The organism is Nonomuraea sp. MG754425, from assembly GCF_021699195.1.
In the GTDB taxonomy this organism is placed as follows: domain Bacteria; phylum Actinomycetota; class Actinomycetes; order Streptosporangiales; family Streptosporangiaceae; genus Nonomuraea.
Map to the genome: position 1 here is coordinate 8,289 of NZ_SSXE01000140.1, position 23,982 is coordinate 32,270.

At 66.6% G+C, this 23,982-nt stretch carries 17 protein-coding genes; 10 read left to right on the forward strand and 7 right to left on the reverse strand.

All coding sequences use genetic code 11. From position 1 onward, the window contains the following. Positions 1–77 precede the first annotated feature (77 nt). Genes FAF44_RS37020 through FAF44_RS37030 form a run of 3 tightly spaced genes read left to right on the forward strand, consistent with a single transcriptional unit; the run spans position 78 to position 13,245 of the window. Positions 78–6,299: a protein kinase gene (locus FAF44_RS37020; RefSeq protein WP_237108006.1), complete on the forward strand. Its 6,222-nt coding sequence runs from the start codon at positions 78–80 to the stop codon at positions 6,297–6,299. Further along, complete coding sequence (locus FAF44_RS37025) at positions 6,299–9,169, forward strand: DEAD/DEAH box helicase (RefSeq protein WP_237108007.1); 2,871 nt, start codon at positions 6,299–6,301, stop codon at positions 9,167–9,169. The genes FAF44_RS37020 and FAF44_RS37025 overlap by 1 nt, the downstream gene beginning before the upstream one ends. Further along, positions 9,169–13,245, forward strand: coding sequence for a DNA methyltransferase (locus FAF44_RS37030; RefSeq protein ID WP_237108008.1), 4,077 nt, complete (start codon positions 9,169–9,171; stop codon positions 13,243–13,245). Before FAF44_RS37025 ends, FAF44_RS37030 begins: the two co-directional genes overlap by 1 nt. On the opposite strand, the gene FAF44_RS37035 is transcribed toward FAF44_RS37030, so the two are convergent. Both FAF44_RS37035 and FAF44_RS37040 read right to left on the reverse strand, forming a co-directional pair. Continuing rightward, positions 13,242–13,448, reverse strand: a complete 207-nt coding sequence (locus FAF44_RS37035) for a DUF397 domain-containing protein (RefSeq protein WP_237108009.1) — start codon at positions 13,446–13,448, stop codon at positions 13,242–13,244. The genes FAF44_RS37030 and FAF44_RS37035 overlap by 4 nt on opposite strands. Next, positions 13,439–14,266, reverse strand: a complete 828-nt coding sequence (locus FAF44_RS37040; RefSeq protein WP_237108010.1) for a helix-turn-helix transcriptional regulator — start codon at positions 14,264–14,266, stop codon at positions 13,439–13,441. Before FAF44_RS37040 ends, FAF44_RS37035 begins: the two co-directional genes overlap by 10 nt. Before the next feature lie 273 nt (positions 14,267–14,539). On the opposite strand from FAF44_RS37040, the gene FAF44_RS37045 reads away from it, so the two are divergent. The 5 genes from FAF44_RS37045 to FAF44_RS37065 all read left to right on the forward strand — a co-directional run bounded on the left by FAF44_RS37045 (position 14,540) and on the right by FAF44_RS37065 (position 17,282). Then, entirely contained in the window at positions 14,540–14,917 is a 378-nt protein-coding gene (locus FAF44_RS37045; protein ID WP_237108011.1) for a hypothetical protein, read from the forward strand. Between the two features lie 52 nt (positions 14,918–14,969). Next, the gene (locus FAF44_RS37050) at positions 14,970–15,254 is read left to right on the forward strand and encodes a hypothetical protein (RefSeq protein ID WP_237108012.1); all 285 of its coding nucleotides are present in this window, start codon (positions 14,970–14,972) and stop codon (positions 15,252–15,254) included. Further along, entirely contained in the window at positions 15,251–15,772 is a 522-nt protein-coding gene (locus FAF44_RS37055; RefSeq protein WP_237108013.1) for an ATP-binding protein, read from the forward strand. The genes FAF44_RS37050 and FAF44_RS37055 overlap by 4 nt, the downstream gene beginning before the upstream one ends. Positions 15,773–15,880: 108 nt before the next feature. Beyond that, the gene (locus FAF44_RS37060; protein WP_237108014.1) at positions 15,881–16,414 is read left to right on the forward strand and encodes a hypothetical protein; all 534 of its coding nucleotides are present in this window, start codon (positions 15,881–15,883) and stop codon (positions 16,412–16,414) included. A gap of 178 nt (positions 16,415–16,592) precedes the next feature. Further along, positions 16,593–17,282, forward strand: a complete 690-nt coding sequence (locus tag FAF44_RS37065) for an ATP-binding protein (protein ID WP_237108015.1) — start codon at positions 16,593–16,595, stop codon at positions 17,280–17,282. Positions 17,283–17,466: 184 nt separating this feature from the next. Here FAF44_RS37065 and FAF44_RS37070 read toward each other — a convergent pair whose 3' ends face one another. From FAF44_RS37070 to FAF44_RS37085, 4 genes are all read right to left on the reverse strand, one after another. Next, entirely contained in the window at positions 17,467–17,754 is a 288-nt protein-coding gene (locus FAF44_RS37070; protein WP_237108016.1) for a hypothetical protein, read from the reverse strand. A gap of 140 nt (positions 17,755–17,894) precedes the next feature. Then, positions 17,895–18,284 (reverse strand): hypothetical protein, encoded by a 390-nt coding sequence (locus FAF44_RS37075; RefSeq protein ID WP_237108017.1) that lies wholly within the window; start codon positions 18,282–18,284, stop codon positions 17,895–17,897. Positions 18,285–18,397: 113 nt separating this feature from the next. Continuing rightward, the gene (locus FAF44_RS37080) at positions 18,398–18,775 is read right to left on the reverse strand and encodes a hypothetical protein (protein ID WP_237108018.1); all 378 of its coding nucleotides are present in this window, start codon (positions 18,773–18,775) and stop codon (positions 18,398–18,400) included. Beyond that, entirely contained in the window at positions 18,772–19,014 is a 243-nt protein-coding gene (locus FAF44_RS37085) for a hypothetical protein (RefSeq protein ID WP_237108019.1), read from the reverse strand. The genes FAF44_RS37080 and FAF44_RS37085 overlap by 4 nt, the downstream gene beginning before the upstream one ends. 156 nt (positions 19,015–19,170) lie before the next feature. Here FAF44_RS37085 and FAF44_RS37090 point away from each other — a divergent pair, with 156 nt between their 5' ends. Together FAF44_RS37090 and FAF44_RS37095 are read left to right on the forward strand one after the other, a co-directional pair. After that, on the forward strand, positions 19,171–21,324 hold the full coding sequence (locus FAF44_RS37090; RefSeq protein WP_237108020.1) for a UvrD-helicase domain-containing protein: 2,154 nt from the start codon (positions 19,171–19,173) through the stop codon (positions 21,322–21,324). A gap of 121 nt (positions 21,325–21,445) precedes the next feature. Next, a complete protein-coding gene (locus FAF44_RS37095; protein WP_237108021.1) occupies positions 21,446–23,413 on the forward strand; it encodes an N-6 DNA methylase in 1,968 nt (655 codons plus the stop codon). Here FAF44_RS37095 and FAF44_RS37100 read toward each other — a convergent pair. Continuing rightward, on the reverse strand, positions 23,400–23,982 hold a 583-nt coding region (locus tag FAF44_RS37100; protein ID WP_237108022.1), incomplete at its 5' end, for a hypothetical protein. The two genes, FAF44_RS37095 and FAF44_RS37100, sit on opposite strands and share 14 nt — an antisense overlap.

The window sequence follows — 23,982 nt, forward strand, 5'->3', positions numbered from 1 at the left end:
CTCAAGCTATACCCAAGTCACGGCAATACGTGTACGGTAGCGCTAGTGATCATCGCGCAGACGGCGAGGAGCTGACGGTGAACGTGGACGTGGTGGCAGACCGGTTCCGGCTCCTGGCTCCCCTTGGCAAGGGCAACATGGGAGAGGTCCACCGAGCGAAGGATCTGCATGACGACGCCACCGTCGCCGTGAAACTGATCCTCCGCAGCAGGTCTGGAACGGTCCTGAACTCCCGTGCCGACGCCAAGGCGGTGCAGCGGTTCGACCGCGAAGTGCGCATCATGCGCAGGCTCCGCCATCGCAACCTGCCCCGGACGATCGCCGGCGGCGTCGACTCCTCCGGCCTGCCGTACCTGGCGATGGAACTCCTGGACGGCGAGTCCCTCACCGACCTCATCACCGAGCACCCACAGCTCCCCGTCTCCTGGGCCGCCGCCCTGGGAGCGCAGATGGCCGACGCGCTGTCCGCCGCTCACAGCGTCGAAGTCGTCCACCGCGATCTCAAGCCGAGCAACGTGATGCTGCTGCGCGGCGGCCTGGTCAAGGTCCTCGACTTCGGCGCGGGCCGGATCATCGGGGACGTCGAGCGCAGCAAGATCACCAGCACGGGGGTCACGGTCGGCAGTGCCCGCTACATGGCCCCTGAGCAGTTCCGCGCTTCGACCGTCACCCCGGCGGCCGACCTGTACGCCCTGGGCTGCGTGCTGTACGAAATGCTCACCGGTGTCCCGCCGTTCCACAGTGAGTCCGCCTACGACCTCGCCGAGAAGCACCAGAAGGAGCAGCCGCCGCCCATCAGCCTGCTCCGCTCCGACGTCCCGCAGGACCTCACACGCCTGGTGGAGCGGTTACTCGCCAAGGACCCGGCCGACCGCCCCGCCGACGCGGTCACCGTCCGGGAGGCGCTGCTGCCACTCGTAGTAGGGACGGCGAACGTCCCCGGCTGGTCCGAGTTCGACCCGGTGGCCTGCCTCAAGGCCAGGCCAGCCGATCAGGTGCAGGCTCCCGCCCCGGCACCGGAGTCGCGCCACACGGGAGCCGGCATGGACGTCTTCGGCGTCCACCAGCAACTGCTCAAGGACTACAGGGCGTTCACCGAAAGTGGCACGACCATCCGCGACGGCCGGATCGCGGCCTTCGTCGAGGACGACCTGGACGCCAAGTCCCAGTGGCCCGATCCGTGGGTGTCGCTGAACCCGTTCTTCAAGTCGGGCGGCACAGTACTGGAGGCGTCCCAGAACGGCACCCTGCACCCGGAGTGTGCCCGCATCTTCCAGGTCGGCAAGACCGAGGACGGCACAGAGTGCGACGGCCGGCCGCTGACGCTCCACCAGCACCAGCTCGAAGCCATCAGGACCGCACAGTCCGGCAGCTCCTACGTGCTCACGACCGGCACGGGCTCGGGCAAGTCCCTGGCCTACATCGTGCCGATCGTCGACAGAGTGCTCAGGCAGCGGGACCAAGAGGGCCCGAAGGCACGCAAGCGTGTGCGCGCGATCATCGTCTATCCGATGAACGCCCTGGCCAACAGCCAGCTCAAGGAGCTGGAGAAGTATCTGCGGGACGGTTACGGCGCCGGCCGGGAGAAGGTGCGCTTCGCCCGCTACACCGGTCAGGAGGACGAGGCCGCCCGCAAAAAGATCCGCGACAGTCCGCCGGACATCCTCCTCACCAACTACGTGATGCTGGAGCTGATGCTCACCCGGCCCGAGGACCGCAGGTCGCTCATCAAGATGGCCGAGGGGCTGGAGTTCCTGGTCTTCGACGAGCTCCACACCTACCGCGGCCGGCAGGGTGCCGACGTGGCCCTGCTCATCCGCCGGGTGCGCGACGCCTGCCGCGCCGAAAGCCTGCAGTGCATCGGCACCTCCGCCACCATGGCCACCGAGGGCACGGCCCAGGACCGCCGCACCGAGGTGGCCCGCATCGCGACGACGCTCTTCGGGACGCCGGTCGACGCCTCGAACGTCATCGGCGAGACACTGGTCCGCGCCACCGGGGAGCAGCCTGAGACGGTGCCGGTCGAACGGCTGACCGCGCCAGGCGCGCCGCGCGCGTACGAGGACCTCGTTAAGGATCCCCTGGCGCGCTGGATCGAGACCCGCTTCGGGCTCACCGTCGACGAGGAGGGACGGCTGGTCCGACAGCAGCCCGCCAAGATCGAGGACGCCGCGGCCCAGCTCGCCGAGGCGAGCGGCCTAGACGCGGAGACGTGCGCGGAGGCGATCCGGGCCACGCTGAAGGCCGGTTCGGAGGCATGCCACCCGCTGACCGGCCGCCCGCTCTTCGCCTTCCGGCTGCACCAGTTCCTGTCCAAGGGCGACACGGTGCACGTCACGCTTGAGGACGAGTCGAGCCGTCACCTGACCCGTGACTACCAGCTCTACCAGCCGGGCACCGACGGCAAGATCCTGCTGCCGCTGGCCTTCTGCCGCGAGTGCGGACAGGAATACCTCACGGTCTGGCGCTCCGAGAAGAACGGCAAGGTGGTGTACGAGAACCGCCGCGAGACGGCCGCCACCGGCGGCAGCGGCGAAGACGGCTACCTCTACATCGACTCCACCCATCCCTGGCCGTCCAGCGTCGAGCAGGCGATGAAGGACCGCCGGCTGCCCGACTCCTGGCTGGAGTTCGACGCGCATGGCGAGGAGATGGTCCGGGACTCGTACCGGCCGAGGATCCCCCGCCTCGTGACCGTCGACCCGTACGGCGTGGAGGGGCAGGGCGAGCTGAAGGCCGCGTTCATCCCGGCGCCGTTCCTGTTCTGCCTGCACTGCGGGGTGAGCTACGAGCAGGTGCGCGGGAAGGACTTCGCCAAGCTGGCCCGGCTCGACCAGGAGGGCCGCTCCTCGGCGACGTCGTTGATCTCCGCCTCGATCGTCCGCTCGCTCAAGAAGGTGCCGGCCGAGGCGTTGAAGAAGGAGGCCCGCAAGCTGCTGACGTTCGTCGACAACCGGCAGGACGCCTCCCTGCAGGCGGGGCACTTCAATGACTTCGTCCAGATCACTCAGCTTCGCAGCGCGCTCTACCACGCGGCGACGGCGGCGGGCGAGGAGGGCATCCGGCACGAGGACCTGGCCTCCCGGGTTTCCGGGGCGCTGGGGATGAGCCCCGGCGACTACACCGCAGGCGATGATCCGCCGCCGATGATGGCCGCGAGCGCGGCGAAGACACTACGGGACGTCATCGCCTTCCGTCTCTACCTGGATCTGCAGCGGGGCTGGCGGGTCACCATGCCCAACCTGGAGCAGACAGGTCTGCTGATCATCGACTACGCGGACCTCGACTGGCTGGCCGACAGGGACGAACGGTGGGGCGACGCCCGTCCCGAACTGCGCCAGGCCAAGCCGGGGCAGCGCGCCGAGATCATGCGGGCCCTGCTGGACGAGATGCGCCGGTCGCTGGCCATCGACGTCGAGTACTTCCGGGAGGACTTCGACAGCCTGCAGCGCGCGAGCGAGGAGCGGCTGAAGGATCCATGGCGGTTGGCCGGCAGTGACCGGCCGAAGGTGAGCACCGCCTACCCGCAGGGGTCCCGCCCCGGCATCGATCGTTCCGGGCTGTTCCTGTCCGGGAGGGGCAAGTTCGGCAAGTACCTGCGGCGGATCCACTTCCCGCAGGTGTCGGCCGACGACGCCCAGCGGATCATCGCGGACCTGATGAGGGTGCTGGCCAAGGCGTATCTGCTGACGACGGTCGAGGTCGCGCCGCAGCGGGCCGGCCGTTACCGCCGCCCTTCCGGGCCGCCCGTCACCGGTTACCGCATCGCCGCCGCCTGCCTCATCTGGCGGGCGGGCACCGGCGAGAGCGGCACGCACGACCCCCTGACCCGCACCTACGCCAGCGGCGACGGCCCCCGCGTCAACGTCTTCTTCCGCGACCTCTACCGCGACACGGCCGCCGCTCTCGCGGGCCTGTCGGCTCGCGAGCACACCGCGCAAGTGTCACCGCAGGACCGGGAGCAGCGCGAGGAGGACTTCCGCAAGGCGGAGCTCAAGCTGCTCTACTGCTCCCCCACCATGGAGCTGGGCGTGGACATCTCCGAGCTCAACGCGGTCATGATGCGCAACGTGCCGCCCACTCCCGCCAACTACGCCCAGCGCAGCGGCCGGGCCGGCCGGCAGGGGCAACCGGCGCTGGTCACCACCTACTGCGCCACCGGCAACAGCCACGACCAGTACTACTTCCGCCGCTCCGACCGCATGGTGGCCGGGGCGGTCCGCCCGCCACGGCTGGACCTCGCCAACGAGGATCTGGTCCGCTCGCACGTCCAGGCTATCTGGCTGGCCGAATGCGGGCTCAGGCTGGGCAACAACATCCCGACGCTCATCGACCTGAGCTACGACGAGGGGGCCCGCCGTCCCAACCCTGACCTGCTCCTGCACGCCTACGTCGAAGCCGACGTTCGTGATCAGGAAGCTCGTCGACGCGCGGTGGCGGCAGCCCACAACGTGCTCGACGGGGTGCTGCCCGGTGCCGGTGAACCGCCCACCTGGTGGCACGACGAGTGGATCGAGGAGCAGGTGCGTCGCGCTCCCGAGGGGTTCGACCGGTCCTTCGACCGCTGGCGCGACCTGTTCAGGGCGGCCCTCGCCGACCAGGCCGAGCAGAATCGGCGGCGCCTGGACCACACCCTCACCGACCGCGACCGCAAGATCGCCGAGCTGCAGCGCAAGCAGGCCGAGACCCAGCTCGACCTGCTGAAGAACGAGAGCGTGGACAGCCGGTCGCTGCTGTCGGACTTCAACCCGTACCGCTACCTGGCCAGCGAGGGCTTCCTGCCCGGCTATTCCTTCCCCCGCCTGCCGCTGGCGGCCTACATCCCGACGACGGGGCGGCGCTACGGCGACGGCGACTACCTGCAGCGTCCGCGGTTCCTGGCGATCAGGGAGTTCGGTCCCGGCGCGCTCATCTATCACGAGGGCAACCGCTACCAGGTGGAGCGCATCCAGTTGCGTCCCGACGCCTCGGGTGAGGTGGTGACCACCGAGGCGCAACGCTGCGCCGGTTGCGGCTACCACTACGACTCGGGCGACCGCGCCGACAAGTGCGACGTGTGCGACGCGGCACTGCCCACGCCGACGCGCGGCCTGCTCCAGCTGCACACCGTCTACACCCGGCGGCGGGAGCGGATCTCCTCCGACGAGGAGGAGCGGCGCCGCGCGGGCTTCCGGCTGGTGACCTCCTACCGATTCAACGATCACGGCCAGCGGACGGGCCGCCGTGACGCGCTCCTGGCCGACGCCGCCGGGAAGCTCGCGACGCTCTCGTTCGGCGACTCCGCCACCGTACGCATCTCCAATATGGGACGCCTGCGCGCCAAGAAGGACGAGCCGGACGGTTTCTGGCTCGACCCAGCCGACGGCCGCTGGCTGAACGAGCAGGCGGCGGCCGACGCCTCCGGCGACTCCAGCGAGATGCCGGTGGTGGACGCCGACGGCAACGAGAAGCGTCAGCGCAAGCGCGTCATCCCGTTCGTGCAGGACACCCGTAACATCCTGGTGCTCAAACTCGATGAACCTCTACCCGTGCCGGTCGCGCTCTCGCTGATGTACGCGCTGGAACGCGGTATCGAAGCCGCCTTCGAGCTGGAGGACTCGGAGTTGACCAGCGAGCTGCTGCCGCCCAACGAAGGGCCGCGGGATCGCATGCTCTTCACCGAGGCCGCGGAGGGTGGCGCCGGCGTGCTCCGGCTGATGCAGTCGGAGCCGGGCGCGCTGGCCCGCGCCGCCGCCGAAGCGCTGGAGATCTGTCACTTCGCCCCTGACGGCACCGACCGCGGCGGCCCTCGTCCCGACCGGAAGTGCGCCCGCGGCTGCTACGACTGCCTGCTCACCTACGGCAACCAGCTCAACCACACCGACATCGACCGGCATTCGGTCCGTGACCTGCTACTGCGCCTGGCCGCCACCGAGGCCAGGCCGACCGGGCGCGGTGAGAGCCGTACCGAGCAGCTGAACCGGCTGTCCGGCCAGTCGGAGAGCGGGCTGGAGCGCGACTTCCTCGCCTGGCTGAAGCAGCAGGGGCTGCGTCTGCCCGACGAAGCGCAGACGTTCATCACCGAGGCGCTGGCCCGGCCCGACTACGTCTACCGGCTGCCCGGCGTCAAGCTGGCGGTCTTCGTCGACGGCCCGGTCCACCAGGACGCGGTGGTCGCCGAGCGGGACGCCGAGGCCGAGGAGCGCCTGTTCGACCAGGGCTGGGACGTCATCCGCTTCTCGCACGACGCCGACTGGGCGGCGGTCGCGTCCCAGAACGAGCGCTACTTCGGATCCATGACGACACGAGGAAACAGCTGATGCCCGCCTACTCCGCCGGCTCCCTGGTCTCGGCCAGGGGCCGCGACTGGGTGGTGCTCCCCGAGAGCGCCCCCGACATGCTGGTGCTGCGCCCGCTGGGCGGCTCCGACGACGACGTCGCCGCCGTCTTCCCGGCGTTCGAGGAGGTGGTCAGCGCCAGCTTCGCACCGCCCTCGCCCAAGGACCTGGGCGACCAGCACGCCGCCGGGCTGCTGCGCTCGGCGCTGCGCATCGGCTTCCGCTCGGGCGCGGGGCCGTTCCGGTCGCTGGCGGGGGTCGCGGTGGAGCCGCGGGCGTACCAGCTGGTCCCGCTGATGATGGCGCTGCGGCAGAAGACCGTCCGCATGCTGATCTCCGACGACGTGGGCATCGGCAAGACCGTCGAGGCCGGGCTGATCGCCGCCGAAATGCTCGCCCAGGGCAGCGCGGACCGGCTGGCCGTGCTCTGCTCGCCGGCGCTGGCCGAGCAGTGGCAGGAGGAACTGCGGACGAAGTTCGGCATCGACGCCGAACTCGTCTTAGCCAGCACGGTCTCCAAGCTGGAGCGGGGCCTGGACCTGGGGCAGTCGCTCTTCGACCGGCACCACAAGGTGATCGTCTCCACGGACTTCATCAAGTCCACCCGGCACCGCGACGACTTCGTCCGGCACTGCCCCGACCTGGTGATCGTGGACGAGGCGCACACCTGCGTGGCAGCCGACGACAGCAGCTCCACCCAGAACCAGCTCCGTTACGAGCTCCTGCAGCGGGTGGCCGACAAGCCCGAGCGGCACCTGCTGCTGGTCACCGCGACGCCGCACAGCGGAAAAGAGAGCGCCTTCCGCAACCTGCTGGGCCTGCTCAGTCCCGAGCTGGCCACGGTCAAGCTCGACTCGGACGCCGGGCGGCGACTGCTTGCCCAGCACTTCGTGCAGCGCAAGCGGGCCGACGTACGCCAATTCCTCACCGTGAACGACGGCCTGGCCGACGACAGCCAGCGCGAGGACACTTCCTTCCCCTCCGACCGCTACTTCAAGGACGAGACCTACCGCCTCTCCCCCGCCTACCGGGCATTGCTCGAAGACGCCATCGCCTACGCCAGCGAACGAGTGTCGGCGGCGGGCGAGCAGGGCAAGCGGGAATCCCGCATCGCCTGGTGGTCGGCGATCGCGCTGCTGCGCTCCATGGTCTCCTCCCCTCGTGCCGCCTCCCAGACCCTGCAGACCCGCTCGGCCGCCGCGGTGGCCGCGAGCCCGGAGGAGGCGGACCGGCTCGGCGCCCCACTGACCAGCGACGCCTCCGACAGCGATGTCATGGAGGGTCTCGACGTCGCGCCAGGCGCGGAGACCGATGGGGCGAAAGCGCGGCTGGCCCAGCTCGCCCAGCGCGCCGCAAAGCTGGAGGGCCCGGACGAGGACCTGAAGCTGGCCGCCCTGCTCAAGCACCTCAAGGCACTGATCCGCGAGGGCTACAACCCGATCGTCTTCTGCCGCTACATCCCCACCGCCGAGTACGTCGCCGAGCACCTCGACGGCAAACTCGGCAAGAAGACCGTCATCCGGCACGTCACCGGCACCCTCTCCCCGCAGCAGCGCCTGCAGCGCATCGAGGAACTGGCCGACGAGAGCGCCGACTCGCCGCGCGTGCTGGTCGCCACGGACTGCCTGTCGGAAGGCGTCAACCTCCAGCACCACTTCGACGCCGTCGTCCACTACGACCTGGCGTGGAACCCCACCCGCCACGACCAGCGCGAGGGCCGCGTCGACCGCTACGGCCAGAAGCGCGACGTCGTCAAGGTCATCACCCTGTACGGCAGCGACAACGGCATCGACGGCAAGGTCCTCGAGGTCCTGATCAAGAAGCACCGCCAGATCCGCAAGGACCTCGGCATCTCCGTCTCCGTCCCGGACGCCGCCTCGACCGGGGTCACCGACGCCATCGTCGAATGGCTGCTCATGCGCGAGCAACGGCCCGACCAGGAGGCGCTGTTCGAGGTGGAGGAACTCGACCGCAAGGCCGAGGCGCTGGAGGCGGAGTGGAACTCGGCCGCCGAGCGCGAGCGCACCTCCCGCTCCCGCTTCGCCCAGCGCTCCATCCACCCGGAGGAGGTGGCCCGCGAGGCCGCCGCCATCCGCGACACCCTGGGCCGCTCCGACGAGGTGCAGCATTTCGTACGGAACGCGCTCGACGCGCTGGACGGCGTGATCCGCGAGAACGGTGTTCCCGGCGATTTCACCGCCGACATCAGCGGCACCCCCGCCGGCCTTCGCGACGCCGTGGCCCCGGTCATCGGCGGCGAGCTGAGCCGCCCGATCCCGTTCCGGACCACGGCGGCGGTGGCCCGCGGCGAGGCCGCTCTCGTCCGCACCGACCCCGTGGTCGGGGCTGTGGCAGGGTACGTGCTCAACACCGCGCTGGAGACCGAGGGCAGGCGCCCGGCCAGGCGCTGCGGGGTGATCCGCACCGACGCCGTGCAGACCCGTACCACGCTGCTGCTGGTCCGCTACCGCTTCCACCTCACGCTGCCGTCCCGCTCGGGCGAGAAGGAGATCGTCGCCGAGGACGCCCGCCTCCTGGCCTTCCAGGGCTCCCCCACCGGCGCGCTCTGGCTGCCGCCGGAGGAGGCGCTCCAGCTCATCGACGCCACCGCCGACGCCAACACCGACCCCGTCTTCGGCGAGCGCACCATGACCCGCGTCCTCGATGGCCTGCCCGCCACCGCCGGTCACCTGAGCGAGTACGGCAAGCAGCTCGAAGGCGAGCTGGAGGACTCCCATCGCCGGGTGCGCAGCGCGTCCGGCGAGATCGTCCGAGGTCTGGACGTCACCGTGCAAGAACCCGCCGACATCCTCGGCGTGTACGTCTACCTGCCCGCCGGAGGGGCCGCCTGATGTCCGCCGTCACCCGCAACCAGGTCTTCTCCGCCGTCCACACGGTCGGCGGCCTCCTCCCGGCCGACATGCTGCTGCGCATCTCCGAGGGCAAGGACGTCAAGGGATCCGCTCCTGCCGACTACCGCGTCATCGGTTCGCGCTCGGTACGCGACGATGCCGAGCGTCACTGGGACTACCTCAAGTCCATCTGGACGGAGCTCCGCCAGAAGCTGCCCGTTGCCCCCGAGGCGGAGATCCCCGCCGATCCGACGGGGGTTGCGCTGAGCCAATGGTTGGAGCCGTTCTTCACAGAGCTCGGGTTCGGCGACTTGACCGCGATCGGTAAGTCAGGCATTCCTTCGGACGACGCCAGTAAGACCTTCGCCATCAGCCACCGCTGGAACCACGTCCCCATCCACCTGTGCGCGTGGAACACCACCTTGGATCGGCGCTCAGGCGGTGCGGGCACAATCCCTTCACAGTCGCTCGTGCAGGAGTGCCTGAACCGCACTGACTCTCATCTGTGGGGCGTGCTTACCAACGGCCGCCAGCTGCGTCTGCTGCGTGACTCCAGCGCACTGGCCACCGCTTCCTACATCGAGTTCGACCTTGAGGCGATTTTCGACGGAGAGCTGTTCAGCGAGTTCGTCCTGCTGTATCGGCTCCTGCACGTGACACGCTTCAAAGTCGAAGAAAGCGAAGCACCCTCAGCCTGCTGGCTGGAGAAATGGCGAGCGGACGCCATCACATCCGGCATGCGCGCGCTGGACCAGCTACGCAAGGGCGTGCAGGAAGCGATCACCGCGCTGGGCACCGGTTTCCTCCGTCACCCAGCCAACGCCGCCCTGCGGGAGAACGTCGACGTCAAGGCTCTCCACAACGCCCTGCTGCGCCTGGCGTACCGGATGCTGTTCTTGTTCGTCGCCGAAGATCGCGACGCCCTGCACGCCCCGACTGCCAGCAAAGAAGCGCGGCAGAGATACGACAAGTACTTCTCCTCGGCCCGGCTCCGCTCCCACGCACGCCGCCGGCGAGGCACCGTTCATAGCGACCTCTATCAGGCTCTCCGTATCGTGCTCGACGCTCTCGGCGACGAACGCGGCCGGCGGGAGCTCGGGCTGCCGGGCCTCGGCGGCATCTTCGACGAGACCGAAGCCGATGCCCTGCTCAAGGGGTTGCTCCTGTCGAACGAGTACTTGCTGTCCGCCGTCCGCCACCTTTCGGAAGTCCGTGATGCCGGCTCCCGTCGCAGGCGCTCCATCGACTACCGTCATCTGGACGCGGAGGAGTTGGGCTCTGTCTACGAGTCCCTTCTGGAGCTCGTGCCGCGGCACAGTGCGGTTGATCGCACATTTGAGCTGGTCGAGATAGCAGGCAACTCCCGAAAGACCACGGGCAGCTATTACACGCCCTCCTCGCTGATCGAATGCCTCCTCGACTCCTCGCTCGATCCCGTCATCGACGACGCGGTGAAGCGCGGCGAGCAAACCGCCAGTGCGGTCGGGCAACCGGACCCCACCGACTCGATCGTCCGCGAGCTCCTTTCACTCACCATCTGCGATCCAGCCTGCGGCTCCGGCCATTTTCTCGTCGCTGCGGCCCGCCGGATCGCCAAACGTGTCGCCGCCGTCCGGGAACGCAACCCCGAGCCCACGATCGACGCTGTACGGCGCGCCCTTCATGAGGTGATCGCCCGGTGCATCTACGGCGTGGATCTCAACCCGATGGCGGTTGAGCTCGCCAAGGTATCCCTCTGGCTGGAAGCCCTTGAGCCCGGTAAACCGTTGAGCTTCCTGGACGCCCATATCAAGTGCGGCAACGCCTTGATCGGGGCCACGCCTGCTCTCATGCGAGCCGGCATCCCAGACCAGGCATTCATCGCTACTGAAGGCGATGACAAGAAGCACGCGAAGGCACTCGAGAAGCTCAACGGCGAGGAGCGACAAGGTCAGTTCAGCCTGTTCGACATCGAAGAGGATTCGGTGCGGGTTACCAACGCAGCTTTCGCTTCGAGCGTTCGGCGCATCGCGGAAGCTCCATCCGACAACCTTCGTGATGTTCGCGATCAAGCGACGGCCTACACGAAGTGGGAGCATTCCTCGGAGTACGTCAACGCTCTCCACCTTGCCGACGCTTGGTGCGCGGCGTTTATGTGGATTAAGAAAGCGGGCATGCCGACGGCCGTGACTCACAGACTCTTCCGGTCGCTGGAGGATCCAGAAGGCTCTGGCGTATCACAGGGGACACACGATGAGATTGTTCGCCTTCGCAACCAATATCGGTTCTTCCATTGGCATCTGGAGTTCCCCGAAGTTTTCACCGTGCCGGAGGATAGCCGAGAAGTTTCCACCGTCACTGGCTGGGTAGGCGGATTCGATTGTGTGCTGGGCAATCCGCCATGGGACAGCGTGGAGCTCAAGGAGCAGGAGTTCTTCGCTCAGCGTATGCCCGCGATCGCCGCGGTTGGCAAGGCGAATGCTCGCAAGAAGCTGATCGCCAAACTTCAGGACGATCCCCACACACGGTCGATCTACAACGAGTACTCAGCGGCCAAGCGTGCCGTTCACGCGGAGAGTCACTTCTTGCGGCGGTCAGCTCGTGTCCCCCTCACTGGACAGGGCAACCTCAACACGTACGCGGTCTTTGCGGAGACAGCCCGTATCCTGATGGGATCGCGCGGGCGGACAGGCATTATCGTTCCCACAGGTATCGCCACCGATGCCAGGACACAGTACTTCTTCAAGGATCTGGTGCAAACTTACGCAATCGCGGCCCTTTTTGACTTCGAGAATGCAGCACCCCTGTTCCCAGATGTGCACCGCTCTTTCAAGTTCAGCATCCTGTCACTTGCCGGTCGACAACTCCGCGAGCCAGCCGCCACCTTCGCATTCTTTCTCCGCGACCCAGTCGCACTTGACGACCCCAACAGGGCGTTCATGCTCACTGCGGAAGAAATATCCCTCCTAAATCCGAATACGGGCACATGTCCGATCTTTCGATCTCGTCGTGATGCAGAACTCACTCTCAAGGCATATCAACGTTTTCCTGCCTTAGTTGCCGAGGGAAAGCACAACGGAAATCCATGGAAACTTTCTTTTGCGCAAGGCCTATTCAACATGTCTCACGACTCAGACTATTTCCACCTTGAAGAGGAACTCCAAGGTCAGGACTGGAGCATCTCTGGCAACACCTACCGCAAAGAGAACCGCAAAATGCTGCCTCTTTATGAGGCGAAACTGATTCATCACTACGATCATCGCTGGGCGACATACGATCATTCAAATTCGGTACGAGCACTGAGGGGCGAAGAGAAGCGCAATCCAATTTTCCTCGCTCTCTCCCGCTATTGGGTCGCCGAGAGCGAGGTGAGCAAAAAGCTAAATGCGAAAGACTGGGGCCATGACTGGCTCTGCGGCTGGCGTGATGTGTGTCGGGCGACCGATGAACGCACTGCCATCTCGGCTTTCATCCCGCGCTCTGCCGTCGGAGACAAGATTCCCCTGATGTATCCGATGGTGCCCCCAGCCTTGGTTGCCACACTCCTCGCTACACAAAGCTCTCTGATCTTCGATTATCTAAGCCGACAGAAGATCGGCGGCACAAACATGGCGAAGTTTATTTGGCAACAACTTCCCACACCTACACCAGATATCATCTCGGTTCATACATCCTTTATCGTTCGGCGCGTTCTGGAACTCGTCTACACCGCCTACGATATGACCGGACTCGCCCGTGACCTTGGCGACTCCGACGAGCCGTTCCAATGGGACGAAGAGCGTCGCGCCCAGATCCGGGCCGAACTCGACGCCTACTTCTTTCATCTCTACGCCATCAATCGTTCGAACGTGGACTACATTATGGAGTCATTCCAGTCGGAGACTGGTGGACTCAAGAACAACGAGATTGCCAAGTACGGAACCTACCGCACCAAGAACCTCGTCCTCGCCGAGTATGACCGCATGGCGGCGGCCGGCGTAAGTCTGGAAACCCCTCTCATCGATGGGGAGAACTTCGTCTCCACACTTATCCCGGCACCTGGTCATGGTCCGCGCCATCCGGCGAGAGGCAAAATGGGGGGCGAACGAGAGAGCTAGGCCCGAGTATCGAATTCGCCATCCATGACGCCGCCGATGAACGCCTTCCATTCATCGCGAGTGAACAGCAGCTTGGGACCATCCGGGTCCTTGCTGTCACGAACGGCGATCACCCCAGGAAGGTTCATCGCAACCTCCACGCACTGGCCGCCGTTATCAGAAGAGCGCGATGACTTCCGCCACAGGGCGTCACTCAGGTCCATCTGCGCCTCGCTTCCTCGATTTTCTGGAGGGATATCCGCTCAGGATATGCCCATATCCTGAGCGCTTCATAGCGATGCCAAATCGAGGCCACGGTATCACGCTCCGTAGTGATATACGCCTGTGCCGGTGAGTCCGAACTGACAACGTCAGGTTGCCCGTTGGGAAGCTCGGCGATCATAAAGGCACCGGCCAGCCCAGCTACGCATTCCGGATCGACGACCTGCAAGAAAACATCGGGCCTGTGAGTCATCTCCAGCAGATGGCCCAGTTGCTCATGCATCACTTCGGCTCCGCCGATCCTGCGCTGCAGCACACCCTCATCCACAAGCATCAGCAACAGGGGGGGGTCCTCCCGATCGAGGATGCGTTGCCGCCGCATGCGAGCTTCGACACGTTCGTCTACCTCGTCGGGCTTGATCCGCGGCCCGTGGCTGAAGATATGGCGGGCGTATGCCTCGGTCTGGAGAAGGCCGGGGACGAGCAGAGGATCCCATGAGCGCAGGACAAGAAGGGTGGGCTCGATCTCCTCGGCCCAGTTCCTGAACCAGGGCGGGTTGCCCGGCTGACTGACGATGCGTTCGTGGAGCTGGGCGAAGGAGCCGCCGCCGGACGTGCCGAAGAGCAGGTCCAGCCGCTCGGCGTCCGACCGCGACGGCGTACGGGTCGCCTTCTCCAGGCGGCTCACCTGCGTCTGCGTGCAGCCGAGCCGGGCCGCCACCGCCGCCTGGGACAACTCGGCGGCCTCCCGCAGCCGCCGCATCTCCGCGCTGAAGCGCACGCGAGGAGAGTCCGGGTTGAGAGACGGCACAACGTCCATGGCATTTCCTCTCATATTAGAGAAAAACGGAAACCTCTGCTGGCCGATAACACCTTTAAACCACACCTGACCAACCGCTGTCATCAGTCATGCTGTCTTGGCCTGGCCAATTGATTGTTCGCTCCGGCATCGAGAAGGCACGCTGAACGCACACCTTCTTCGACGGCAGACACAGAAACTGCCCACAACATTCCTCGGCCGGGCACGAATAACCCGTCAGTGCTATTCATCGCTTCGGGCGTACCGCCGGGAAACCAGCCGGGAGGCAGGAGCATGGCAGCACGTGAAGAGCGCGAGAGATTCGACCACCTCGCCCGCCTGGGCTGGGACCTGCACGTCTTGGGCTATTGCGTCTCACTGCTCGTGCCCGTGGCCGACCTGCCGGTCCTGGAGATGCTCACCATGGACGGCGCCAAGGTCCACATCACCGCCATTCGCCGTTACTGCGGTTGGGTGTTCACCTGGCGCCCCTGGTGTGCGCGGCTGTGGCGGCGCGACAAATGGGTGGTTGCCCACGCCGACAATGCTGCCGCCATCATCGTCGCTGAGGCGAACGCACGAGAAGGAAACTTCACCATGACGACACAGAAACGGCAGTCCCGAAAGCGCCGCATATGGCTGGTCTCAAGAAAATCCCGGCGACGAGAATAACCGTCTGCGAGGGCTGTGGCTGGGCGCGAGATGCATACGAAAGGCGGTCGGCATGAGCGTCGAGGATTTCCACAGCGCACACCCCGAACCACTCAAGGACGGTCACACCAGGATCAGGTGGTCTCCGTCCGTAGCCAGAGCCACCTCCATCAGGGTCAGAAGCCACACCTGCGGCTGCACCCCTACGTCATACGAGCTGTGCGAGGCGGCGGGCCTGGCCTTCATCCGCCGCACCGTGCGCTCGTCCGCGGGCACCCACGTCAGCGAGAGCCCCTGGCTGCGAAGAGCAGAGACGGACAAGCTCTGGACAGCGCTGCTGGAGGGACGGGCACGGTGAACAGGCATGCCTACCCTTCCGATCGAGGCACGCGCCATCCGGCCACGAGCCAGCCCGACGGCTCTGCACGAGCGAACCTGTTCGCCCCGCCCCTCGTACGAGATGGCGCAGAGGCCTGCTGGGACCTGCCCGCCGCCCCCGAGACGGCGAGCGTCGCGCGCAGGCTCATACGCGAAGCCCTCGCCACGTGGGACCTGTCCGGCCTGGCCGACGATCTGACCATGGTCGTCTCCGAGGTCGTGACCAACGCGGTCGTGCACGCGAAGTCCGCGATGACCCTCTCCCTGTACCGGCAGGGCCGAAGCGTCCGGGGCGAGGTGGCCGACCACAGCCCCGTCTGGCCGACCCCGCCGCCGGCGGGACCGAACGAGGAGCACGGACGCGGACTGGCGATCGTCGCGGCCTACTCCGAGCGTTGGGGCGTCGATCCCGCACCGTTCGGCAAGATCGTCTGGTTTGTCTGCTCCGTCCGCCGATCCGCAACACGCCCGCCATGTCAACTTAGCGTAATGATATAGTCACCGTCAGGCGACGGTCGTGGACCTCGACCACGAATGTGAGTCCTTCAATTGACGGTCAGCGCTGACTCACCAGGCGGGCATGCCGGGCAGACCCGGAGGGGACACATGGGCTTTTGGGGCACCTACATCGTGGCGCGTACGAACCAGCCGCTGACCGGGCTCCCGGCACTGCGGCAATCAGCGGCCAACGCCAGCTGGCACTGGCAGGGACCAGACCGATGGCGTGCCGTGCAGGTCGACCGCGGCCCCGCCAGCTGGGACTCGCCGACCCTTCCCCACGCCTGGGACGGCCTGCTCACAGGGCTGATGCAGCAGGCAGGACACCCGGTCCTGGCAGCCGTCATCAAGCACAGCGAGGGCGCCCAGCTCCTCGGCCGCAGCCCCGTGGCCGGCCACTGGGGCGGCTGGCTCATGGCCGACGGCATCACTTGGCGCTCCCTGCCCGCCGGCGGACCGGCCCAGTCCTGGGACGAAAACGGCGAGCAACATGCCGAGGACCCCGCCGAGTACCAGCGACGCCGCCAAGCAGCGCTCGACCGCCTCTCTACACGGCTGCGGGGCCGCCCGGCTCCGCAGCCGCACCATCGGCCCTCGCATGGGCCAGAGAAGCCGGCCTCACGCCCGACCCCGCCGCCGTAACCACCGCCCTGGACGCCAAAGGCGTCTTCGCCGAGGACGTGCTCTTCCAACTCCTAGCCGCCCTCGGCCTACCAGACCTCCCCATCGGGTGCCACAACTAGCCGTATCTCCGACTTGACAGCCCACCCCCGCCACTTAACTACGTGGCCTTGGACCCTGCGACCCGAGGCGCCACTACATGCTGCCGCCCGCGCCGCAGCTCCCGCAGGTGCGCGAACTTATCGAGACAGACCGCTACTTCGTGCTGCACGCACCTCGGCAGGCCGGCAAGACGACCATCCTGGACGCCCTGGCCTCCGAGCTGACCGCCGAGGGCGACATCGCCGCCCTGTCATTCTCCTTCGAGCGCGCCAGGATCTTCAGCGACGACATCGCCGCCACGGAAGCGATTCTGCTGGACTCCCTCCGCGAGACCGCCGACTTGTCGGGATGGCCCGACGAACTGCTGCCACCGGACTCCGGGCCTGAGGGGCAGGCAGGCACCCGGTTCGGGAAGGCGCTGAGCGAGTGGTGCCGCCACTGCCCTCGCCGAGTCGTGCTGTTCCTCGACGACTTCGATGCCCTGCAAGGCACCAGCCTGATCAGCATCCTCGGCCAGCTCCGCCACGGCTACAACGCACGGCACAAGGGACATCCGTTCCCCGCCTCGATGGTGCTGTGCGGGTGGCGTGACCTGCGCGACTACAAAGTCGCCTCCGGCGGCGACCCGGCACGGCTCAGCCCGGCCAGCTCGTTCAACGTCCTCGCTGACTCGCTGCGTCTGGGCGACTTCACCACTGACCAGATCGCCGAGCTGTACTACCAGCACACGCAGGCGACCGGCCAGGAGTTCAGGAACAGCACGGACCTTTCACCGACGAGGCGCTGATCCAGGCTCGCTTGAGAATTTTGGGAGCGGCAGATTTCGGCGACGTTCCGAGTAGGCCTTGCTGAGATCCGACGATGTCCGTACGACCGTCGCGGTGACGCGACCTACGTCGACTCAGGCAGAGCCTGAGGTACTTAGGTACCGTGGACGCGGGAGGGATAGATATGGCTGCTGCCACGAAGCGTCAAACACCCCTGAAGATCGACCCCGCGACGGACGAGTTGATCTCCCAGGCTGCCCATTTCCTCGGCATGACCAAGAAGGACCTCGTGTCCGAAGCCGTCAGAGACAGAAGGCAAACGAGCAGTTCGCCGCCCCTGACACCCCGCATGAGCGGATCCGAGCCATCGACGATGTCGTCCTCTTCAAGGTCAAGACCGGCCGATGGCGAGGTGACGTCCTCGCCGATGAACCCACCTCCGAGGTTCGGGACTGGCTTGTGGCCGTCGGTATCCGCGAAGACGGGGCTCACTACATGACGTCCACGAGCATGCCGCGGACTTCCCAACGCTCCACCTTGGCGTTATCGTCCGCGCCGACGATGGCCACGAGACCTACGTCGCGATTCGAATAACCGGCTCAGTCTCGACGAACCTTACCGCGATGATCTGATCACTCCACCGCAAGCGTCTGTAGCAGACGATCGAAGGCAGTGATATCGGCGCATACGACTGCACGAGCGAAATTGATCTTCTCTTTGCCGCCGTTCAGTCTCTTCGGAAAACGGCGCATATTGGCATGGTGGAACAAGTCAGGCTTGATGCTCAGACCTTGGATGCCCTCGATCGCCTCTAGCATCTCACCGGAGGTTTCCGGATGGATCTTCACTCTGATCGCCTGGCGGAGGTTACGCTGCCGGTCGAGATAGATCGTCACGCAGCTTGTCGGATGGCGTAATTCGCAGACCTTCACCAGTAAGTGGGTCAGTTCATATTCCCGGCCGGCCGCGACGTTGACGAGGCGCTGCTCGAAATCCGTCAAGGGGTGCTGGGTGAGATTCACTCGAACTCCTCAATCGACGCCAATGCACACGCTACCCTCAATCAGCACGACTAATGTGATGTCCGGCTCAGCAAACAGCACACCCATGGCGATACGCACGCCCTCGAGAACCGTCAGGCGCTCACCTTCAATTGGTGGACACGCTGCTTGGACAAACCCATGACCCGAGCCGTATCCGGCTCCGACCAGTGGCTCGTCAGTACTCTCGCGGCCTTGACCGCGAGTTCCGCGGCGCGCTTGGCATGCGTTTCGGCTAGTTCCTTCTCGCGGCTGTATTCCGCCACCACCCCCGCCACCTCTTCGGGAAGATCGAAGACGAACTCCACCGCGGGAGTCTCCTCGGGCCATGCCCAGGCGTGAATCTCCGTCAAGTCGCGCTCCAGTTGGGACAAGGAGCTTGCCACACCAACTCCGTCAACCTCACCCGTAGGGCAGCGTGACACCCACCGTCGGTTCTCGTAGGTGACGACATAGATAATCGTCTTGCTCATCGGCTCATCCTCTCTACGATTGCCTCCAGCCGCTTCACGGCTTCGCGAAAGAGCTCCGGATCGCGATCCGGGTCGGCAGGAATCATGACGGGAACCGAGATGACGCCATCCTTGATCACACGCAGCGCGCACATGTCGCCCTTGAGGTGGTACAGCCAGTCAGCTGTGGCACCTGCGGCCGCCACGATCGTTGCGATCTCGGCGAGTTTCCGCATGTGCGGGGGAAGGATCTCGGTCACAACGAGGATCCTACTGCACTAGGAAGCAGCCTCCTAGCAGGATAGGAGATGCCCTCCTAGCATGCAATCCTCTCGGTCGCAATCGACCGGGATCGCTGGCTCCGCCGGCCGGCTCGGCCATACCCTGGGTGCCTCCACTCGTGCAGGAGGTTCCGCGTGCCGCAGCTCGCCTTCGCCAACAGTTTCTGGGAGAGCTTCGACGCTCTGGAGAAGCCGGTCAAGGCGGGCGTGCGCAAGGCCATGAAACGGTTCCAGCAGCTCGCCATCGCCGAGCTGTACGCCGACAAGGGCCTGCACCTGGAGTCGGTGGTGAACGCGCGAGACCCGCGCATGCGGACCATCCGCGTCACCGAGTTCTGGCGCGGCGTGGTCCTGGCCCCGGACGACGGGACTGACACGTTCCTGCTGCTGAACGTCGTTCCGCACGACGAGGCCTACGGATGGGCGGCCAAGCGGCTCTACACCGTCAACTCCGCCACGCACGCCCTGGAGGTGCGCAACGTCGTCGCCATCGAGCAGCTCACCCCTGCCCTGGAGCAGGCGGCGGCCGAGGCGCCGTCGCTGCTGTTCGCCAAGCACTCCGACACCGTGCTGCGTGATCTCGGCATCGACGACCAGGTTCTGCGCGCCGTCCGGACCATCATCGACCAGCCGCAGCTGAACGCGTTCGCCTCGCTCCTGCCCGAGGACCAGTTCGAGGTGCTGCAGTATCTCGCGGAGGGGTTCTCACCCCAGGAGGTCTACCAGCAGGTCGTGGCCGAGCGCCGCCCCGCCGATGCCTCTGCCGACGCGGACCAGAGCCTCGAGCGGGCGATCATCAACACCACGACCCGCATCACCCTGGTCAGCAGCGCGGACGAGCTGACCGACGTGCTCAGCAAGCCGTTCGCCGCGTGGCGGGTCTTCCTGCATCCCTCGCAGCGGCGCGTCGCGTACCGGCCCTCCTACAACGGGCCGGCGCAGGTGACGGGCGGCCCGGGAACGGGCAAGACGGTGGTCGCGCTGCACCGGGTCAAGCACCTGCTCACCCGCTCTCCCGGCAGCCGGATCCTGCTCACGACGTACACCACCGCGCTCGCGGCGGCGCTGCGGGAGAACCTTGAGCTGCTTCTCGACGACGAGAAGCAGCTCGCGAGGGTGGACGTCACCACGGTGAACGCCTACGCCTACCGCGTCGTACGGGCGCTGGCCGGCCGCACGCCCAAGATGATCGGGGACGCCGACGAGCGGCAGGTCTGGCGGCGCGTCATCCGGCGGCTGGACCTGCCGTGGACCGAGCAGTTCCTGCACCAGGAGTACCGGCATGTCGTCCTCGCGCAGCGGATCAATTCGCGGACCGAGTATCTCCAGGCGCCCCGGCGGGGCCGGGGCACGGCGATCGGGCCGCGGCAGCGGGAGCAGGTCTGGGATGCGGTGGAGGCGTTCACGACGGAGCTCCGTAGTGGCGGCGTCAGCACCCACCTGCAGCTCTGCGCGGAGGCGACCCGCCTGCTCGGCGGCTCCGACCTGAGGCGGTACGGCTTCGACCACGTCATCGTGGACGAGGCTCAGGACCTGCACCCAGCACAGTGGCGAGTGCTGCGCGCTGCCGTCCTCGACGGCCCGGACGATCTCTTCATCACGGGCGACCCGCACCAGCGGATCTACGACTCCAAGGTGTCACTCAGCTCACTCGGCATCTCCGTGGCCGGGCGAAGCGGCCGGCTGCGCATCAACTACCGCAGCACGGCGGAGATCCTGACCTGGTCGACCGGCCTGCTCGACGGGTCGCTCGTTGAGGAGCTGGGCGGACAGGGCAACGAGAGCCTGTCCGGCTACCGGTCCCTGCTGCACGGTAAGCGCCCTCGCACGGCCGCTTTCCCGGCCGAGCAGGCCGAGGTCGCGGCGGTCGTGGAACGGGTGCGGGAATGGCTCGGGCAGGGGGTGCGGCCGGGCGAGATCGCCGTGTGCACGCGTTTCAACATCCTGCTGAACAAGGTCCACGACCGGCTGGCGGCCGAGGGCATTCCGGCGGTCAAGGTCAAGGACCAGCCGTCGGCGAACGCCGAGGGGGTTCGCCTGGCGACCATGCATGCCATGAAGGGGCTGGAGTTCCGCTGCGTGGCGGTGGTGGGGGTGACCGCCGGTGCAGTGCCGTTCGCCAAGGAGATCACGCCTGCGGAGGTGGACCGGCTCCAGCACGAGAGCGACATGCTGCGTGAGCGCTGCGTACTCTTCGTCGCCTGCACGCGGGCGCGTGAGGCGCTCTACGTGTCGTGGAGCGGCGCGCCCAGTCCGTTCGTCTCGCAGCAGTCTCAGCAGTTGATTTAGAACGCCTGTACGAACTTCCTGGTCACTCTACCTACTGGAGGGTATGATGAAAACTGCGTCAACAGAGTTGCGCCCAGGTCTGGGGACCTGAGCGGGCTGGTTTCAGAAGGGCTTGATATTCATGGGCGAGCGCCCTGTCGTGGTGACACTCGCCGAGATCGCGCGCATCGCGGGAGTCGGACGGGCCGCCGTCAGCAATTGGCGGAGACGGCATCACACATTCCCCTCCCCTGTCAGCGGCACGGACACCAGCCCACAGTTCTCCCTGGTCCAGGTCGAGGAGTGGCTGCGTGAGCACGACAAGCTCGGGTCGTCCGCCGGTTCACTCGAACGCCTCTGGCCGGCTTTTGAGGCTCTGGGCGATCGTGATCGCATGGGACGGGTCATCGCCGAGTTCGGTGCCCGGCTGCGAGACGCGCCTCATCGCGAACTCGATCCAGGCGAAGAGCATCTGGTTGATCAGGCTCTTGAGCTCTCCCTGCATGAAGGCGGCCGCGAGACTTTCCAATATCTCCTCGACCGGTGGCTCGGCACGCATATCCGCCAGATCACCACTACACCGGCTCCGCTCGCCTCGTTCATGGCGGAAGTGGCGGCCCGGGCCAGACCGGGAAGGATCAGCACACTGCTCGATCCCGCCTGCGGTGCCGGCGGACTGCTCCTGGCCGGCGCGGAACGCTGGAAGGGCGCATGCCGGCTTCTCGGCCATGAACGAGACCCCGTTCTCGCCATGCTGGCGAGATCCAGATTGTCGCTGCTGGCCGAGACGCCCGAGATCGACCTCAAAACGACCGACACCTTGCGGAGCGAATCCCCGGCCGCTAGCGCTGATGTGATCCTGTGCAATCCGCCCACCAATGAACGCGACTGGGGACACGCGGAACTGGCGACCGATCGACGATGGCTGTTCGGCCTGCCACCACGAACCGAGTCCGAACTCGCCTGGGTGCAGCACATCGTCTCCGCGCTGGGCGAGGACGGCGTCGCGGTCGTGCTTCTGCCGCCCGCCGTGGCCTCACGCCGCGCGGGCCGTCGCATCAGGGCGGCGATGCTGCGTGCGGGGTCGCTCAGAGCTGTCATCGCCCTGCCCCCGGGTGCGGCTCCACCCTTCGGGGTCGGCCTGCACCTGTGGATCCTGCAACCACCGGCCCAGCGCCGGACCGCTCCTTCGGTCCTCATGGTGGACACGGCCGACTGCCGGGCCACCTTGTCAGCCGCTCGCGCTCAGGCTGTCGACTGGGACGCCGTCCGAGATCGGGTATTCGGAGCGATGGCAGGTGAGGCGCGGGAGAGCAGCATCGAGATACCGGTTCTTGACCTGCTGGGCGAGGAGACCGACCTGACTCCCGCACGGCATGCGCCCACCAGTGTGTCGGTATCGGTCGTCAATCATCGCCGTACCTGGCGGCAGTTCGACTCGAGCCTGCAGGAAGCTCAGGATCTGGGGAAGGTCCTGCGCGATCTGGAGTTGGTTCGGGAAGTGGCGGACGCCCACGCTGTCGCGGTCGCCGACCTGGAGCAAGCCGGCACGCTCGCGCTGGCACCAGGGCAGGCGATCCCGGACGGATACATACGGCGGGGTGAGCGGCCCCATGACGGGGTTCCGGTGCTCACCGTCGCGGACCTGAGGGAAGGGCAGCCGCCCCAGTTCTGGGTAGCCGCCGAGGACGTCGAGCAGCTCGAACGGGACAAGGGCATCACCGTGACATCGTCCAACGACGTGGTGGTGGTCGTTCCGTCGGCCGAGTTCAGCGCATGGGTGGACGTTGCGGCACCCACGGTCCTGGGGCCGCACATCCATCGGCTCCGGCCCGACACCGAGCGTCTCGACCCATGGTTCCTGGCCGCCTGTCTGCGTGCGCACTTCAACGCACGGCAGGCCGGTACACACGCCACCACCACATCCCGAGTGGATCCGCGGCGTCTCCTGGTGCCTCGTCTTCCCATCGACGAACAGCATCGATATGGCGACATTCATCGTCGGCTGGTGCGCTTCGAACAGGCCGTCGCGGAGGTGGGCAACGTGGGTGCGACACTGAGCCGGACGCTCACGGAACTTCTGGCCGCCGGGCGGCTCAGAGAGAGCTGAGCATCGTCTCGACCTCATCGCGGTGGCCCCATTCGGCGAGTTCTGCGGCGAACTCGCGACAGCGCCGATGCACTTTGAGGGACGAGCGGGACAGGCCGCGAAGCTCGACGACCACCGCCTTCCACATGTTGAAGGCCGCCTCGGTGTCGTCCTTCTCCGGCACCAGGCATTCGGCGACGCCGACGCGGGCTTCCAGGAGAAGGTCCAGGTCCTTGGCGCCGAGAGGCGCCCGCTCCACGGTGCGGTACAGCCTGCCGGCTCCGGGCCAGTCCCCTTCGAGCCGCGCACGATCCGCGCGGACCAGCTGAGCCCGTACGACGAGGCGCTCACGCGGACCCCACGCCGCTTCCACCTCCCTCAGCTGCGCCACCACTCGCTCCGCTTGCATGCCAGGCCGCTGCGCCATCACTTCGCGCTCGGCGGCGTCGAGCAGGTCGCCGAACTCGCGGCGGCTCGGCATCATCCTGCGTCTGACAGAGGGGCGCTGCCGCTGCACGGGCGCCGTCTTCGCGGTCACGGGTGATGTGTCGCGACCTTGCCTGAACGGCACGGTGGGGTCGGGGTCCAGC